The organism is Pedobacter sp. (assembly GCF_965249885.1).
Lineage (GTDB): Bacteria > Bacteroidota > Bacteroidia > Sphingobacteriales > Sphingobacteriaceae > Pedobacter.
Map to the genome: position 1 here is coordinate 2,459,404 of NZ_OZ252254.1, position 17,914 is coordinate 2,477,317.

A 17,914-nucleotide genomic window follows, 5' to 3' on the forward strand; every position below is an offset into this window, starting at 1 on the left:
CTGCCTTTAGACAAAGGCTTATATCGGCAAGTTACGCATTTTCTGTTGCTTTGGCAGATAAATCCTCCGGTTTAAACTCCTCTGGATGTCTATAACAATAAATTCTTTTTAGCAGTATAGAGAGTATTATAGCAAAAGCCACATATCCCACAAATATGATATACCCAGGTTGCAGTGCCGTATAGTTGATGGTGGTAGTGTTGAGCATTTCGCTCTTGATATTTAAATCGGTAAGTTGACTTTTCAAAATACCATTTAAACCAATGTAAGTCATCAAAATACCTACTACCATTACATCGGCCATGTCCCATTTTCCCGACTCAAACGCTAAATAACGGGTCACTTTGTTCTCAGCAATTGGTGGTTTACAAAGTAAGTGAATCCCTCCGGCGGCTATCCTTAAAATAGGAAGTATGATAACGAATAGGATGATTAGGATACCAACGGTTACTGCATCTGGTTTAGGTTGTTGCATTAAAACTTCGGCTATGCCCAAAATACTTTTACTTTGGAAAAATAATACTTGATTTTGGAATGCAACTTTTTCGCCCATTAAAACAAATTCCAATGAACTGAGTCGGGCATCTACCTCAATAATAGAAACCGTTACGCCTACGATTAAAAGTGCCAAAGCAAATAGCAGCGACATGATGAAGAGTGGCGTATGAAGATATACTTTTTTACGTAGTGGAAGCCATAGGCATAACGCCGCCGCAACACATCCCAGCATTGCGTAAGCATAGTTATAAGTAACCTTACGGATATTTTCTAGTCTGGTTTCGAGGTTTTTGTTGAATGCTGACGTACTGCTTACATAATACTTCTTAAACTGATGGCTGGTCATTTTTATTTTAGCATTAATCGTGCTGTCATAAGTTTGATCTGCAAGCTCCTTAAATTCCGTTGTGGCAATGCCTTTCAGTTTTTTGATAGTACGTGGGCTATTGATACGCTGCATAATAGTTGCGGCAAAAGAAGGTACTTGCTGATGAAGCTCTTTTGGATCTACAAACTGCTTGAAGGCAAACTTTTTCAGTTTATTGCCCAAACCTTTTTGCGGTTTTTCAAATTCGTTTACCACCTCGTCAATCATAGCGTGAAGCTGTTGTTCCACTTCTTCACGCATTTCTGCTTTTTGTTGTTTGCTTACTTTATAGCCCTTGATTTTTTGGGTGACGATAATCGATATTTTATCTCTCCACAAATCCAAAGAAAATACACCGAACGTAATATTGTTCATCATGGCGTAATCTTCTTTTATTTGTTCCTGCTGCTTAGATTGCTCATATAGCTGGTAACCAAAATAACTTTCCAATGCTAGCAAAGCAGTTAGGCCCACAATTAGAACAATTTGTAGGATAAGGTGCTTTTTTTGTTTTTGATGGGGCTGCATATTTGTCAATTTTGATTTAAGCTTTAAGGATGATGTTTTAATTTTTTATTCGTGTGAGTCGTGTGGACTGATGAATTTCAGGATGGTTGAAAGGATCAGTCCAAAAAGGACAAAGGCAATAAATATGATGTAGCCGGGTTGTAAAGCAGTATTGTGAGTTGAAATAAGCGTGAGCGAATCCACCGGAATATCTAGATTAGCAAGTTGTGTTTCTAATAAACCATTCAAGCCAATGTAGGCCATGAGTATGGCAATCACAATCACATCGGCCATGCTCCACTTGCCCGATTGGAAAGCAAAGTATTTGATTACTTTGTTTTCTGCTAATTTTTTTCTGCCTAATAAATGAATCCCTGTCGAACTAAGTTTCATCACCGGGAATAAAATACTGAAGATGAGGATGAGTATGCCCACGAGTATCGAATCTATGGCAGTGCCACTAATTAAAATCATCACTACATCCAAAATACTTTTGCTTTGGAAGAACAATACTTGATCTTTAAATACGATATCTTGGCCCAGCAATACAAACTTAATAGCGCTTAATCGGGCATCAACTTCAATCATAGATGCTGTTAAGCCAACTGCTAGTAAAATAAAAGCGAACGCTAGGGATAATATAAATAACGGCGCATACAAATGTCTTTTACCTCTACAAAACCACCACGACAGGAGGAAAACCACGATGCCGGCCAGCATTGCGATACAATAAGTGTAAGTTTCTTTTTTTATTTGAGATAACTCAGCATCCACTTTATCATTAAATTGTTCAGGAGTTTTTACAGCGTAGTGTTTAAAAATGGTGTTTACTTTTTGCGCATTTGCCGTAAGTGTGCTATCTATGGAAGCTATTTCATCTACTTCGTCAAGTTTTTCCAGTGCCATTGCGCCTAGCTTGCGTTTAGTGCTGGGATTGTCCACTTTTTTTAAAATAGTTCTTGCAATTCCAGGCACTTTCTTTTTGATGGTGTCTACGTTAACAAAATTTTTCACGGCAAATTTCACCAGTTTTCCCCGTAGCGATTTTTTCTTAGGCTGAGTAACCATGGCCTCAGCCTTATCGATAAGTGCTACAATTACAGCTTCAATCTCTTTCTGTAGTTCTTTTTTCTGTTGCGGATTAAGGTCAAGGCGCTTCACTTGTTTTTTGATGATCAGCGCTATTTGATCCTGCCACTCATCTACGGAGAAAAGGCCAAGCATAATGTTGTTCATCTCCGAATAATCGTGCTTAAGTTGCTCTTGCCTTTCCGAGAGTTGATGTAATCGATAGCCGAAGTAGCCCTGAGTGACGAGCAACAGTGATAATCCGAAGACTAATAACAGCTTGGATAGTTTTAAAGTAGAGCGAGACTTGTGGTTTGATGCTGTTGCCAATGGTGTAAAATTTCAAATAAATCTGGCTTATAACGCTTTGGATTGGTTAATTGTTTGAGCAATGGGATAAATGTTTAAATGTGATTGGTACCCTACAAAAAAGAAATTAGCCCACTGACATCCATCCGTGGGCTTAACCAAACAAACTATTTAATGATTTATGTATTGGTAACAAGCCTTACCAAAAAAGGTTTTATAAAATTTAAAAAAAATAAAAATTAGGTTAGGGTAGTGAGAAGATGTAGCGGTATAAAAAGAAAAAACCAATAATTCCAGAGAGTTATTGGTTAAATTTTGGTAGTCCATAGGGGAATCGAACCCCTGTTTCCAGAATGAAAATCTGGCGTCCTCACCCCTAGACGAATGGACCAAAATTTCAAAATGTAGAGAAAAGTATAGCTCTCTGCATAAAAAAACATCAACCTTGTTTAGTGATTGATGTTTTCGTAGCCCAAAAGGGAAAAATATCGAACCAATTTATTAAAGACCTGAGACGTTTAGCAGGTAAATAATTCGATAACTTTCGCTTGTGGCGTCATCCAACGGTGCAAATATAAGTAATTGTACTAAAAGTAAAGAGATGGATATCGCTCAATATGTTAAATGTTTGATTTTCTTGTAGATAATTTTTATCTAAAAAACAATTTAATACCTACACCTAGGTTGTCTAGCTTTGTCGGTCTAACTCTGGAATAAACCTTTTAGCCAGTAGCATATAACCTCACCCACTTTTTTAGTTACCTTATAAATAAAATAAGGCATTTAATTGATGAATATATTTTTTGAGGTTCTATTTGATTCAGATGGGCTTTTTCCAGATAGAGGATTCGTAGAATTATAACCTTTAGAAGCAGTGAAGATGTAGTACTTACCTTTTATCAATTTTGATAAGGGTATAGCATACGCTAATGTTACAAATGCTTTTTTCTGAAAAGCAGCTGTAGTACCAAGTTCGTACCCTAAACCAAATTGGAAGTCTAGTACGCTAACGGCAAATGTCGGAGCAAAAATATTTTTTTGTTCTGAGCCATCTTTGCCAGAAGAAAATAATAATCCAAGATGCAGCCCAAATGTATTTGTGAAATCTGTGTTGATTGTAGATCCATTAGCATCCGAAGTTTTCTCAATCTCACCCCAACTAACCCCTATTCCTGCACCAATTGAATTAAACAATAGTATTTCTCCCTTTTTTGAGCCTGATTGATCACCTACAAAATTAAATCTCGCCAAAGGGATTGTGAAATTCGTATTTAACATTTTTACTTTATATCTGAATGTGGTACTGGGTTGCTGCCCACCATCTATGTCAGGATTTACGATAACTGTTTTAGCCTTATTTGAAGGAAGCAATAAGTTCCCGTTTATTATTTTCTGCAGTGCTTCGCTAGATTCAAGCGCAGTATATTCAACTTTTACAGATTCTATACCAGTGGTACTCTCTGCCCAAATTGAAATCTTTGGTTGTACTGCAGGTGATCCGGGCTTGATTGCCAAGGGACTCTCAAATGTATATTTAAAATATCCGTTTATGTTTACTGCAATGCTAATGATTGGGAATCCCATCAAACCCCCAACATTTCTGTCGATTTTCACTGTAGTATTGGGATCTCCATTTCCACTGACTTCATTTATGGAAAAATAAACATTAGAAGGCGGGGTTACCTGAGACCAGCAAATGTATGGCCAAAATACAATTAAAAGAGCGAAAATTTTTTTCATGATTAATTATTTAAGTCTAATCTAAGAAATTTCGACAATGATTTTATATATATTAAATAAGTTTTAGCAAGATTTTGAGAGTATTACAGCAAAAAAGCATATATATCTTAATGGCTAACACATTTTCAAGTTTTTGATAATAGAAAGGCCATAGAAATTTAGTAACTTGTATTGGATTGACCATACCTTTTGTAAGGTAAAAAGCAACCATTAGTTTAATGGAAATTTTGCTTGCTCACATTCACAATTAAGACAACTATTAATTTCTCTCAACATGCCAAAAGTATATCAGATTTCGGATGTTCAAGGCTCAAAAGCATATTTCACTGGTTTTGATTACTTGCTGTTAAATTCAAAACGTAATAAAGAAGTATATATATCTGAGATTGAACGCACTTTCAAATTATTGTTATTGTCGAAAAGCAATATCGTTTGCCCCGTCTCTCATCTTTATACGCCGCAAATGTTCGACTTTCTTTCCAAAAATCCTTTCATTCTTGAGAAATCCCTTGTAATACCTGCTCAAAGAAGCAATGTAACGGATCCTATGGAGTTTCTTACAAACTACGAAGTCGGAAGTAAAACTAAAATAGATTCCGAAAAAAAACGGGAAATGATTAGCTTTTTTAACCAATATATTCCCGCTACAATACGCTGGGAAAGTACTGAAACTATGGATCGTTTTAAAACAAACCTTCTAATCGCATTAAATAACCCGAATAGCATCCTAAACTCCAGTTTCAAGAACATTGATCAACAAAGTATCCAGCTATTGATATTGGCTATAAATGATTCGGAGCGAGTAAATCGCTATATTCTCCAAAAAGCAGTAAGTAAATGGTCTCCATTTAACAAAGCAATATTCAAAAACTATATCAATTTGCTATACCATCGGATTGGTGCGCACTCAATAGATCTTGAATGTAGTCTTCCGGTGACATCGTATCTTGACTATTCCGTTCAGAAGCTGTCGGGGAAGAATATTATGTTGACTGAGAGGGAGGTATTTCTTAAACTTGTTTTTGAGCGGCTTTTCTGCCTGCTGGAAATGAAGCCTGTGAGTACCGAAACGCTCGACCATCTCCATTACTCAGATATTCACCAAATAAAGCAGCGACTGTTGACTTCAGAATTTGTTCTTGGTTATGACCAGCTTATCAAAAACACCTTGGAGCTTATAAGCCTACCTGAGAAAGATTTGTCATTTACATCAATGGAGAAACCGATTGCTATTCTAGAACAGCTTAGCAAAGCTTTTGATGAAGTTGCAAGAGATCAAGTGCTCAGGGGGAACAGAAAAAACAGTATGAAAACAGTAGCTACAAATGGTACTTCTTTCCTGTTGGATGGAGCAGGGTTTATCCCTGTAGCTGGCAACATCCTGTCTGGTATCAAAATTGCTTTGTCAGCTCCTGATATCGTATTTAACCTTTACTATCTGATAAAAAACAGAAAGCAATTAGGTTCAACAGCCGTCGTCAACGAATTGAAGGACCGTCGCATCCGACGACTTATCAAGAAATCTAGCATAGGCGATCAAAGCTATTTTTACGATGCTGTGAGATTGATCAATGAAGTCTCAGCAATTCGTAGACAGCTTTAACTAGGAAAGTGATACCTTCGTCATTATCATAAATTTGTTTTAGCGAAATTTCGTAATTTACAGTTTTGCAATTAAACTAGATGGATAAGGAAATCACGAGAACTATTGAAACCGTACTTAATCTAGAAACAGGTGAAATACTGGACGTAAATGAAATATTTCGCAACTCATTAGAAAGAGAGGCTGAGATATTTCAATTGCGCTCAAGAATCCAAGCACAAGTTCAACAAGACAAGGCTACATATGTGTGCATATATTGCAAACAGCCCATAGGAATTAGGGGTCATCTCAACAGGAAAGATTATTACCTTACCCACACTTTTAGAAGCGATGATTGTATCATTAAGACGAAACATCACCTCACCGAAGAGCAAATCAGGTGCATTAAGTATAATGGAGAGAAAGAAAGTGACCTACACGAGCAGCTAAAAAATAAAATCGCTCATTATCTGGAAATGGAAGACAATATCATTTCCGTTCAGACGGAAAAAGTCTACAAAGATATTGCTGTATCAAAGGAATGGAAGAAGCCCGATGTGATGGCTGAGCTAGGAAATAAAAAAATTGCGTTTGAACTCCAATTATCTACCACGTTTCTTTCCGTCATTGTCGCCAGAACGTTATTCTACAGAGATAGAGGTGTTTATTTAGTTTGGATATTTCCAAACTTTTCGATAGAGAGCCATTTGCAGCAATTTACGCAAAAGGATGTCTATTACAACAATTCATTTAATGTATACGTGTTCGATATCGATGCTCAGGAGAAATCAAGAATTGAAAACAGGCTTGTCCTGAGATGCTATTATAAGAGATTCTCAATAAAGCATGACATCATTAAGGAAAAATGGGTTTCTGAATTTATAAGTATAGGCCAGTTACGGTTCAATATAGAAAAGAAAGAAGTGTGCTTTTATGATTCGGTAAAGGAAAAAGAGGTATTAACAGAACTTCTAGAGAATAAAAAGGTCGAGCAGGAAGAAATTGAAAAAAATAATATAGCCAATTACAAGGCAAAGTGTGCATTGCGGTTCGTTATAAAGATTATCATATCTTAAATGGTGTATGTCTAAGGCTGGTTCAGTTTTGCAAAGTTGACACAGATTATTATCTCGGGTTAGTACCAATGTTCTTTTTGCTTTCCACTCATCAGACTGAAGATAGGCATGGTATTTATAAGCGTTAGTATTTTTGTAATTAGCATGCCTGAGACTTTCATAAATCATATTACTTTCTTCTCTCTTTTCAGCTTTCCATTCTTCAAATCGATCTTGATTAAAATCACCTCTTATTCGCTCGCTATAATCTTTCGATTTTAGAGGTTTAGTTTTTTCGGCACCGCCACAAGTTAGACATTGGTGATATAAAGCATACCTATCATGGTCATACCTGATAATGGCCGTAATAGGGAACGGTTTACGACAACAATCTTCAATACGTGTATGCGTGGAATGATTACAACCTTGACATTCGTAAATATCATGATAGGGATATGTTTGATCTATCTTTAATCTACCACTTCCACATTTTTTACAATTATAGACCATTACATAAAATATCTAAACTCATATGGTTTATTGATCAGCTTGTTCATCCTTTTTATGGTGGTAGCTAAGGATTGTGCATACCCTAATGTGACAGGTAAACGATCATACAATGCATCATGGTTCCAGTTCATTTTTGTAAGCCCTAGTATCGCCTGACAATTTCTATCCCATCCTCCGTCACCAGCGAACCGCCTAATCAATATTGGTGATGGGATGTTTTTGCCCTCCTTGAAAAAGTTCTTGCTGTTGAGTACAACGTTTCCTTGAGTCCATAGCAGTACCTCTTGAGGTCCTATCTGAAAGTATGTGCCTCTATTCAGCGGAAAATTGTCGGCCCGTTTAACTCCTGATCTATCAACGTAGTGAATTCCCCTCCAATTGGTATCCTGAACTATTTGCAAGAGCTCTAAATTAATATTACCAGGAATAGCGTCGAAAGCTCCATCGATCTCACTTTTAGTAAAATGAGTCGTCTTGTGGACAATTAATCTTTCTGGCCTTCTACCCGCATGCTTTCGTTGGTAAAGCTCTAGGCTCCTTGACATTAGCTTTCTCATTTCTGCCCTAGATAAGAAAGGATTTTCACCTACTCTTGTTTCGATTTCAGTGGCATCATAGGCTACAAATTCCAATCCAGTTCCATCAGCATCAAAAACCTGACTACAACATGTTGTAAAATCAAATTGATTGGTGTTTGGATTAAGCCTTGTTGCATAACTAAGGCCAATAAAAGCTGAGTTTTGGTCGATTGACGATAATTTCCAAGGAATACCGCCGGCCTTTACATACAATGCGATAGATAGTCGCCACATTACGCTGCATCTACACTTGTATTTTATTGCACTACTTTCTCTTAAAACCTGACTTGCTACATTTTGCATTGCCGTCGTTGCTTTGATAAAATCATGTAAGTCAAATCCAGTTTTTGAATCATCAAATCCTGCCGACCAGTATTCAGGCAAATAGATCATTAGGACATCATAGTCCAAAATCCGCTTAGCCATTTCTCTTATTGCTGCACTAATTGCTTCGCTTAATGTGATATATGGCTCGACACCCTCCTTAAAAACATTCTCTGTCCTTAAAGATATTGAAAGGTTTTCTTGGACCAGTTCAACTTTCGTTTTAAATATAGCCTCTACTCCGGTGAATTCTTCCAAATAGGCCGCTCTTTCCTTTGGTGCCTGTACGGAATGGAGTTCGCGAACAAGGTTTTCAAGTATATTATAAGAGCCTTCTGGATATATGGCAGCAACTCTTATTTTTCTGATTGGATTTAATCTGCTTGAATATGGATTGAAAGATTTCAAGCCTCGTAGGGGATGAATGTCTTGCGTATTTGACAAAGCTTCAAAGCTAAGTTTAGGTTCTGGTATAACTTGATATGCTGGGAATTCCATTTTAGTTTATTCTAGTGAACGCAGTGCTTCGTGAAAGTGTGAATCTAGCATTTATACCTGTAATTGGTCTTTGATATGCAGTAATCGTTATTTCCTTATTTGATCCAAAAAAGACGTCCAGCCAACTGTTTAAGAGAGAGTCATATTTTTGGTTATACCATCTTGCTGTGAATTCTTTTACAAATGGGGCAACCAGTTTACTTTCGGACCGTTCGGATGCCTTGGATGCTATCACCGTTGGAGTGAGTACCAATAAAGGTTTCGACAATACATATTGTATATTTATTTCAAGTGCTACAACCCATGTTAATTTTGACCTTGGTACAATGCCAGAAATAGTTGTTAATACCGATTTGAGAGGATTAAAGATGGGGTCGGAAAGCTTTTTTGGATCGGGAAATATGAAATGGCGATCCCTACGCTTTGATGACCTGAGGGGTTTTCCATCTACAAGAGCCTTCTGCAGACATGTCGTGATTAATCCCTTCATTGCAGAGTCATCATACATCAGGTCTTTTTCGGTCACTTGGAAAAGTCCAGTATCATATTCTCCATAATCTTTAAATGTGTTTTTGAAATCGTCATCTGGTCCAAAACCGACAATGCCAGTTTGTTTTCTGATTGCTAATATTTTGGAGCCGCTTTTTGTGATATTTTCTTTAACATCCTTAGTGTTACCAGCATTACACTTGTATAATCTTGCTGTCGCGGGATACTCCAAAATAGGTATTGCGTTTAATCTGAGCAAGGGGTATTTCTTGCCTACATCTGGTAGTGGTTGATTATTTATTCTATGGTAATGTTTGTTAAGGCTATCAAAATCGTCATTTGAAATATTGTCAAAGCCTTTTATTATATCTGCCCAAGCGGTATCAAAAGTTTCTATTTCAATGATTTCAGCTTGTTTTCCATTCATTTTCGCCTCATCTATCAGAGATTGAACTTCTGGTAGTGGTTGGCTTCCCGACCTTATAAACCAAAAAAGACCATTTGAGAACGAACTGGTTTTTTTTACAGATTCATGTAGGACATCCATTATCGATTTATCACGACCACTATATCCCATTACGCAAAGTCCGTTGGTATCTAGCGAAATGGATAAAATATCTCTCAATCTCTTGTCTTGATTTTGGAGTTCCTCTGTGGTATTTTTGATCTTGTCTGAAAAATAGTCTCCGTGTAGTTTAACGATTAGTGGGCGTTTTCCTGTTTGGAAAAACTTTATCCCGTTATCTCCACTGTCTAAGTCCGCTGCATACCAGCTTTCCAGTTTTTGAAAATTGGAACTTGCAATATTCTCAAATGCTTTATCAAAATTTGTCGTGAATATTAAATTGAGGTGGCTATTCTTCATCAATACGCCCATGACCTTGTGTCCGTACGTAAGCTGCATACCGGAAGTCTGTTTAGCAATATAGTCACTACGATCTCTGGGCGATGAAAATGCCCGTTCAAAATAGTAAGAGTATTCTTCAGAACTATCAAAAGCAGGACAATTTCCCTGTGTGTCAAAATAGTTCTGGATTTGTTCTCTAATGCCTATGTCTGTTAGATTACTAAATAGTTGCAAAGGATATGATTGTTCGGCACAATATATTCTTCTTTTGAAATCCCAGGTTAGATCGTAGGCCGAGGGAACTCCCGCAGACACCGAACTCCCTGCGCCAAAGAGCCATGCCAAACTACTTGCCCTTAGTGGGTAAAATTTGACGAATTCTGATAATGGTATTGCCAATGAGAAAGTTTATAGATGGTTAAACACATTTTAATTCTGCAAGTTAACACAGAATTCTCTAAAAATTATTCGAGCTATAATTCAATTTTTCAACATATTAACTAATAATCAAATATTAACAAGTGAAAGCTGGATCTATAAATGGAAAATATTATTGACAAGATTATATATATTAGTAAACATCAAATCAAAATAAGATGTCAATAGACAAAGAGCAAGAAAACTTACATTTTAAGTCTGGAAATTTAATAAGGATTAGCGAAGCGGATCTGGATCTACCGATATACCGGGTATATTCCAAAAGATGGCTAATTGAAGCGCTAACCAAAAAACAAAATTCGTTGGTAAAACCTGCTATGTGGGATGATCCGTTTGAGAATTTTATACTTAAATCAGATGCTCGTATGAAGGATGGTCGTACAGTTAGTTTTGATACCATACGGGAAAATTACTATGGGCAATGCTGGACATTTTCTGTGAATGAAACTGATGCCTTGTGGCGCATATATTCTCCTGGAAAAGATGGTTTTAGGGTAAAAACGACAATTAGGAAACTTTGGGATAGTTTTTACGATCCAAAATTTAAATGGGCCATCATTTCATTTTATCTGGGAAGAATTATTTACGAGCCCGAGAATGACATCAAAGCTTTTTTTGAAGACCCATCCACTTTAAAATCAATTCTTTTAGATAACTCTGGAAAGGGGAATATCCAAACTTTATTAATAAAACGGACAGAGTTTAGTCATGAAAATGAATTGCGTTTGATATTCGCTGGACATCATGAATGGTATGATACCTCAAAAAAGGCTCACGAATATCCTATTGACATTAACGATTTGTTCGAGGAAATACTGGCTGACCCACGTATGGATGATGAAAATGCTGATGCCTACAGCAATGCGGTAAATGAAATCAGGGCTTTGGGCTACAGTAATCCCATTGAAAAGTCAAAGCTCTATCAAATACCAAAGCTTGATTTGAGATTCGATATGTAGTTTCGTAAATAAAGCCTTTGAAGAAGGAGAACTGATTATTCCTTCTTCAAAAAAACTTGGTAGCTCACAGGCTTAAATAATAATTGATCCTCCAATTCGCCTGATATCTTAAAGAACTCACCGAAATTGCTTTCAGCATCATACTTGTATATCCTGTAAATTTGATATAGACCTATTCGAGATCTTGCAAATTCGACTTCATTATTACTAAGATAAAAAGGTGAATATTCGTTCCCTGTCGTTGTTTTTACTTCAATGTATTTTTCAGCACCAAATTCATCAAAAGAGATAACATCATAGCCCATTCCATCTTTCACAATTTCCACCAGTTTAGCGAGATCATATCTTCCCTTCGAGTGAAGCTCGGCAATCTCATATTCTTTTACTAATTCCTCGCCCGCATCTCCTAAATCCTTCTGTTCTTTTGCTTTCTTTATAAAATCGATTTCAATTGGTTCAAAAGTATTTTTTGGTATAGGAAGCTCAGTTTTGCCACATTGCGGTTTGTCACGGAAAATCAGTTTATTTTTGAATAATTCCGAAGGGATATCTGCACCCCAAAGAGCATCGGTAATGGCGTCATATTTTTCTAGGTTTTCTCGAATAAATTCAACACACATATCAATGAGCGATTTCCAGTCTCTGTCCAAAAGTTCATCAAAGGGTATCGTGTTCCATTTTGCAGAGTGAGGTATAAGTGTATCCGCTAGCCGAATTTGTTTATCATCCAAATTGGAATGGCGTGTCCTTTGGAGGTCAATCTTGTAAACGAATGCGTTTGTCTCAGGATATACATCAATGCCGAACGTAAAAAAAATATCCTTGCCCTTATCAGTATTACGATAAATCTTAATCCAAGTGTATGGTTTAAAGATTGCCGCTTGGACATTTATTCCGTCAGTTTTAGTCCATCCTCTTTGGTGCCAAATTTTTTTACCCTCAGAATGAAAGCCAGAAAGTCGATCTACTATCTGTTTGCCCAAATAAATGCTTTTGTTCCAAACTGTATTCATGAGTTTGTTCTTTGCATTCACATGCTCACTTTGCTTTGGATCATAAGATTTATACTGCCACTTTTTAAAAAAATCGATTTCTTCCAAAGTGAAGAATTCTGGTTCATTTGCAGGGGCTGTGGTTTCGGCAATTTTGAAATACAATTGATAGTTTTTGTCATTTTGCCAAAATTCTCGACATGCGTTAGCTTCTTCAAACGCATAAAGCTCATCTCGTAATTGCTTTATCTTACCCTTTCCCAGACTTTGCGCCAGCTTATAGAAACCGTCTCCATGATCATTTTTTTTTTCGTCCTTATAAATCGCCATTGCACTTAAGAGTGGCCTTTTGTGTTTGTTTTCAAACTCAGAAACTTCTCCCAGTACAACACTTAGTTGATGTTGCCCATATTCATTACTTAAATCAAAATCCAATTCACAGTCTTTTACTACGTCACTATAAAAGACAAACTTTTCTTTAGCTCTTGCGGCTTGTATGAGATATTCTCTTACTATGTTATTCATGAGTTTTATCGATTTTTCACTAGATAAGGAATGGAATCCGATTCAGGTATTAAGACGGTGTTGATAAAATTTTCGATTTTTGGATATTCTGAAGAGAGCATGCTGGCATAGGCTTCGACCATATCACGTTGCAAACCAATCTCACAATAGGCCGAAGCGATCTTAAATCCTTGGCTGAGAATTTTGTTTGTGTCCAATTTAATACCGTCAAAATTTATTTCTGCAATTCTCATCATAGCATCAAGCATGTATGTAATCCTTATTATTGGATGCGGGTGGGTTCCTTGTTTGTAGTAGATATTTGAATATCCTTCTTCAAGATACATCATATACGTAAATGCACTTCCCAGTGCAAGAGCTAGCAGTTCACTAGCGTATTCAATTGTATGATATTGGCTGGGCAGTTTTTGCCAGAATGCCTTTAGAACGAAAATCAAACAATGCGATGCGTGCAAATCTGCGTCAAACTCAAGAGAATGCTTTAGACTAGAATAATTGGATGGGTTTGGAGCCGCATTGTATTCCGTTAAAAATGAGGTTAGCAATGGAGACCGTTGTATTAGGTGAGCCTGTTCATGGTAAAATGTCAAATAGGTAGCCAGTTGAAACATTACATAACCGATCGGCACGTCAAATGATGAAGCCAGAACTTTATAAATTTCTTTTGATTCATCTTGGTCAAAGAGATCATTTTCGGCATAAAACTTATTGTACAAAGTTACAATAAGGCCCATGTGAACACGGACAATGTAATGGTCCTGTATTTTTCCAGCGGCAGCATTTACCGAAAAATCATTTCGGAAATAGAGTGTAGATGGCTGTATTCCATAATCTTGGCTGTTTTCACTAAGTGCTTTCTGACAATATTGAAAATAGCGTTCAAAAATTATAGCCAATTCATCGTTTGAATAGTCGTAGATGTCAGCTTGGGGAATTGTTCCATTGGACACCAGATTGTTTGTAAGCGCGTTGTAGTCGTACATAAAAATACATTTGAGTTTTATACCGCAAATTATAGAATTTACCAGTATTAAAAGTGTCCAATGGCAAAAAGTCATTCGCGAAAAAAATCATCACGGAAGATATATACACCCCTACCATCCTAGCGATATTTAACATGATAATTTATATCTTGGACTAAAACGACCTCATGATCAGACCAAGAAATAGTCAACTGACAGAAATACAATATCTCTTGTTGACAGACGAAAGCAAATATTTTGTACCTTTTCTCCCTCCAGGGGAAATCGAACAAGGGATAATCAATTTTATACGCCATCTCCCAAAAGACCTCATTCAGGTCGGCGAAGCATTAACCTATTATGAACTATGCCGACGTACAGGGGTTGATAATCCATATCGGTTTGGAACAATATACCCTAAGAACGTTGAAAGCTATTTAAAAGATTTGCCAAAGACAATAGTATCGCTCTTATTTGTCGATTGCAAGTTGTCAGAACTGCCAAAAGTTTTGAAGATTTTAAAAAACAACCACTCGGATTTCAGATATTATCACTTTTTCAACATCGAGGGCACTTTTGAATGGCCGAATGGGAATATTGTAAATACTCCGGGAGAATTCACCGACCTTCTGTTCAGAAATCACGATGCCATACTTTCCGCAATGGGCTTCCCCAAGAAGGATATAGCTCCCTATGTTTCTCTACAGGGGAAAGATTTTTTTGAATACCCTAAATTCTTGCCCGCCCAATCAAACTATTGCATCACAAATTCCATCGTGGGTAATTTCCAGAATGAGGATATGGAACAAACTTATTCGCAGGAGGAAAGCGATAGAATTGTGCGTTCGGAATTTGAGGCAGCTGAAAGGGATAAAGATTCTTTTACCAGATTGGATGTCATCATGGAACAGATGAAAAAAGTTGACTACTTCGCCTGGTTATGCTATGACGAAAAGCTAATTAAGCAGGTTCACGAAATTGACTCATTTTTTTCACCATTGGTACTTGTGGCGCCTTTCCAGAATCCCGACGTAAAAGACCTGATCAATACAGGAGATGCTACAACACCAGAGGCCGAAATGGTAAATAAATTCAAAAAAGTCCTAAGCCTTGAGCAAACACAGAACTACATCACCCTAAATAAGATGCCAGATGAGAAACTGATTCCATTGCTCGGCACTTTTGCAAAGTGGAAATCCAGCTACCTTGATTCGGTTGCCTTTTTACATTCCTCGTTTAATTTCTCTCCGATTGTCCGACTGCCTTACCAAGGAAGTTCAATGTACAGAAATCTATCTTTTTTTCGCACTGAAGCAACAGGGATTATTAGCCATCCCAGAAACAGGAGAAACATAAATAAAACGATTAGAAAATTGGGCCACGCCTTGACAGTTCGTACGATATCAGACCGATTAAAGGAAAAGCTAATCGAGCAGAACAGGCAAATTGTGGCAATTACAGACCTGCCGATAGAATGGCTGGACGTAGCCGGTGTACCCCTTTCCTTTACCCATGATGTGTGCAGACTTCCAGAAACGGCTTTAAATGGGCTAATGGCAATCTTCGCCCAAAATGAACGGTTTCAATATTCGGTCCCTGAAAACATCCTCGAGAAAACGTTGGTAATATTCGGAAGCGAAGAAACCGCTTTCAAATTTTGGCAACCTGTCGTAAATAATCTTTCGAAGGATTTAGGATTTCAAACAAGGGTGTGCCTGAGCGTCAGCGATGTCGTTAAGGCGGTAGATGAGATCAAGCCAGACCTACTTATTTTCGATTGCCACGGGTCAGTTGATATGGCCACAAAGAACTCATACCTGATAGTTGGCAATGAAAGGTTGACACCACAGGATATAGCAAGGCATCGAATTCATGCTCCTTTGATTTTCCTTTCCGCATGTAATACTGCTCCGACATACGGAACGATAAACACGATTGCCAATGCTTTTTTTGGCTGTCTCTCATTATCGGTAACAACGACCTATTTGCCAATAAATGTTAATACGGGAGCCATTCTATACATCAGGCTGTTAAATAACTTAAAGATGGCCGCGAGCAAGCCCATCCATAAAAACTGGCTCGCCTTTGTTTCTCACATTATCAGGACTTCCTCAATTTCCGAAACCTTTAATATTCTTTCCAAATCCAAAGGCCAAAACTTGGACCAGTCACAGATCAATAACCTACATGCCGAAACAAACACAAAGCTATTGTCATTCTATCACAGGAGGGATGTTTACAACGAGCTTGACGAAATAATAAAAACAACATCAGGGAAAGATCAGCAAATATTCACAAATATAGTCCCAGAATATCTGTTCTACAGTAACTTGGGACGAAGTGATCTTATTCTATTTGATTCGTACAAATCTGCCTTCAAAGATGCCAATAAAGCGTAGTCTTTTGTTGAAATCAAATAGATTTCATCTACCTAATGACCAGTAAAATATAGAAAAATAAAATCGTTAACGCGCTTGATTTTATTTAATTTTATAGCTAAATTAACTATCTATCAAGCATTTGACTAAATGCAAATTGCATCAAGAAAACATTTGCATGTATAGGGTACACCCTAAAATTATTGATTAAATAAGCACTTCTGACATTGGTCGATTAACGTCAATTAGAAATTGACCGTTGGTCTATACCAGCGTGGTTCAACATCAGTAAGAGCGATGTCTCATTATTGCTCCCAAAAGGAGCAATTTATGAAATCACGGTTATTGGAGAAAAGGAACGTAACGCCACAACAGGCAATCAAACTGCTTGAAAAAAACGGCATCAAGGTAGACGAACAGCAAGCAAAGGTAATTCTTGACTTCCTGTACATCTTGGCCAAATCAACACTGAAAAGATACTTTGAGGAAAAATAAAGATGATGACAGCGGCATATTTATATGTCCGTGTGAGTACGGACGAACAGAAAAGAAAGGGCTATTCCTTGCCCGAACAGGAAGACAGACTGCTAAGGCATTGTGAGCAGAACAATATCGAGGTAAAGGGCATTTTTAGGGAGGACTATTCTGCCAAGAACTTCAAGCGTCCAGAGTGGACAAAACTGCTCGAAACGGTAAAGAAGAGAAAGAACAAAACGCCGATAAACATCCTGTTTATCAAATGGGACAGGTTCAGCAGGAATATCGAATATGCCTATCAGATGATAGGTGTGTTAAGGGGCATCAATGTTCAGGCAATGGCAATCGACCAGCCAATTGATTTTAGCATCCCCGAAAGTACGGTAATGCTAGCAGTTTATCTTTCCATTCCCGAAGCGGAAAACGGCAGAAGGGCACTCAATACATCAAGCGGTATGAGACGGGCGAGAAAAGAGGGGCGCTGGATGGGGGCGGCACCAAAGGGCTACCAAAACCTAGTGCGGCCAGACGGAAAGAAATATATTTCGCCAAAATACCCTGATGCGGATATTATGGTATGGGCATTTGAGGAACTCGCAAGGGGAATACTCGCAATCGAGCAGGTAAGAAAACAGGCAAACCTAAAGGGCTTAAAATGTGAAAGGAACAATTTTTGGAAAATCGTGCGCAATCCCGTTTATTGCGGAATTGTGGTCGTTCCACCAAACGATGAAGAAGAAATGTTGTTCGTAAAGGCACAGCACGACCATTGATTAGTGAAAAACTGTTCTATGAAGTCCAAGATGTACTC

At 37.6% G+C, this 17,914-nt stretch carries 13 protein-coding genes and 1 tRNA gene; 6 read left to right on the plus strand and 8 right to left on the minus strand.

The features are described from left to right. Positions 1 to 31 precede the first annotated feature (31 nt). The 4 genes from ACY2A0_RS10520 to ACY2A0_RS10535 form a co-directional block, all read right to left on the minus strand. Positions 32 to 1,393, minus strand: a complete 1,362-nt coding sequence (locus ACY2A0_RS10520) for a paraquat-inducible protein A (RefSeq protein ID WP_461789412.1) — start codon at positions 1,391 to 1,393, stop codon at positions 32 to 34. Positions 1,394 to 1,438: 45 nt separating this feature from the next. Further along, positions 1,439 to 2,770, minus strand: coding sequence for a paraquat-inducible protein A (locus ACY2A0_RS10525; protein WP_461789413.1), 1,332 nt, complete (start codon positions 2,768 to 2,770; stop codon positions 1,439 to 1,441). A gap of 295 nt (positions 2,771 to 3,065) precedes the next feature. Then, a tRNA-Glu gene (locus ACY2A0_RS10530) sits at positions 3,066 to 3,140 on the minus strand. Between the two features lie 392 nt (positions 3,141 to 3,532). Then, entirely contained in the window at positions 3,533 to 4,489 is a 957-nt protein-coding gene (locus ACY2A0_RS10535) for a hypothetical protein (protein ID WP_461789414.1), read from the minus strand. Positions 4,490 to 4,763: 274 nt separating this feature from the next. On the opposite strand from ACY2A0_RS10535, the gene ACY2A0_RS10540 reads away from it, so the two are divergent. Together ACY2A0_RS10540 and ACY2A0_RS10545 are read left to right on the plus strand one after the other, a co-directional pair. Next, positions 4,764 to 6,092 carry a hypothetical protein gene (locus tag ACY2A0_RS10540; RefSeq protein ID WP_461791441.1) on the plus strand — a complete coding sequence of 443 codons (1,329 nt, stop codon included), beginning with the start codon at positions 4,764 to 4,766 and terminating at the stop codon, positions 6,090 to 6,092. A gap of 80 nt (positions 6,093 to 6,172) precedes the next feature. After that, positions 6,173 to 7,147: a DUF6035 family protein gene (locus ACY2A0_RS10545; protein WP_461791442.1), complete on the plus strand. Its 975-nt coding sequence runs from the start codon at positions 6,173 to 6,175 to the stop codon at positions 7,145 to 7,147. 488 nt (positions 7,148 to 7,635) lie between these two features. Here the strand turns inward: ACY2A0_RS10545 and ACY2A0_RS10550 are convergent, their stop codons facing one another. Both ACY2A0_RS10550 and ACY2A0_RS10555 read right to left on the minus strand, forming a co-directional pair. After that, positions 7,636 to 9,036: an argonaute/piwi family protein gene (locus ACY2A0_RS10550; RefSeq protein ID WP_461791443.1), complete on the minus strand. Its 1,401-nt coding sequence runs from the start codon at positions 9,034 to 9,036 to the stop codon at positions 7,636 to 7,638. Between the two features lies 1 nt (position 9,037). Further along, positions 9,038 to 10,771, minus strand: a complete 1,734-nt coding sequence (locus tag ACY2A0_RS10555) for an SIR2 family protein (protein ID WP_461791444.1) — start codon at positions 10,769 to 10,771, stop codon at positions 9,038 to 9,040. Positions 10,772 to 10,968: 197 nt separating this feature from the next. Between ACY2A0_RS10555 and ACY2A0_RS10560 the strand changes: the two genes are divergently transcribed. Continuing rightward, positions 10,969 to 11,769, plus strand: coding sequence for a DUF2971 domain-containing protein (locus ACY2A0_RS10560; protein WP_461791445.1), 801 nt, complete (start codon positions 10,969 to 10,971; stop codon positions 11,767 to 11,769). A 35-nt stretch (positions 11,770 to 11,804) separates the two neighbouring features. Here the strand turns inward: ACY2A0_RS10560 and ACY2A0_RS10565 are convergent, their stop codons facing one another. Then, on the minus strand, positions 11,805 to 13,286 hold the full coding sequence (locus ACY2A0_RS10565) for a protein NO VEIN domain-containing protein (RefSeq protein ID WP_461791446.1): 1,482 nt from the start codon (positions 13,284 to 13,286) through the stop codon (positions 11,805 to 11,807). 5 nt (positions 13,287 to 13,291) lie between these two features. Continuing rightward, on the minus strand, positions 13,292 to 14,269 hold the full coding sequence (locus ACY2A0_RS10570; RefSeq protein WP_461791447.1) for a hypothetical protein: 978 nt from the start codon (positions 14,267 to 14,269) through the stop codon (positions 13,292 to 13,294). Between the two features lie 167 nt (positions 14,270 to 14,436). Between ACY2A0_RS10570 and ACY2A0_RS10575 the strand changes: the two genes are divergently transcribed. The 3 genes from ACY2A0_RS10575 to ACY2A0_RS10585 all read left to right on the plus strand — a co-directional run bounded on the left by ACY2A0_RS10575 (position 14,437) and on the right by ACY2A0_RS10585 (position 17,876). Next, positions 14,437 to 16,647 carry a hypothetical protein gene (locus ACY2A0_RS10575; protein WP_461791448.1) on the plus strand — a complete coding sequence of 737 codons (2,211 nt, stop codon included), beginning with the start codon at positions 14,437 to 14,439 and terminating at the stop codon, positions 16,645 to 16,647. 309 nt (positions 16,648 to 16,956) lie between these two features. Continuing rightward, positions 16,957 to 17,121: a hypothetical protein gene (locus tag ACY2A0_RS10580; protein ID WP_461791449.1), complete on the plus strand. Its 165-nt coding sequence runs from the start codon at positions 16,957 to 16,959 to the stop codon at positions 17,119 to 17,121. Between the two features lie 2 nt (positions 17,122 to 17,123). Beyond that, a complete protein-coding gene (locus ACY2A0_RS10585; RefSeq protein WP_461791450.1) occupies positions 17,124 to 17,876 on the plus strand; it encodes a recombinase family protein in 753 nt (250 codons plus the stop codon). Positions 17,877 to 17,914 lie beyond the last annotated feature (38 nt).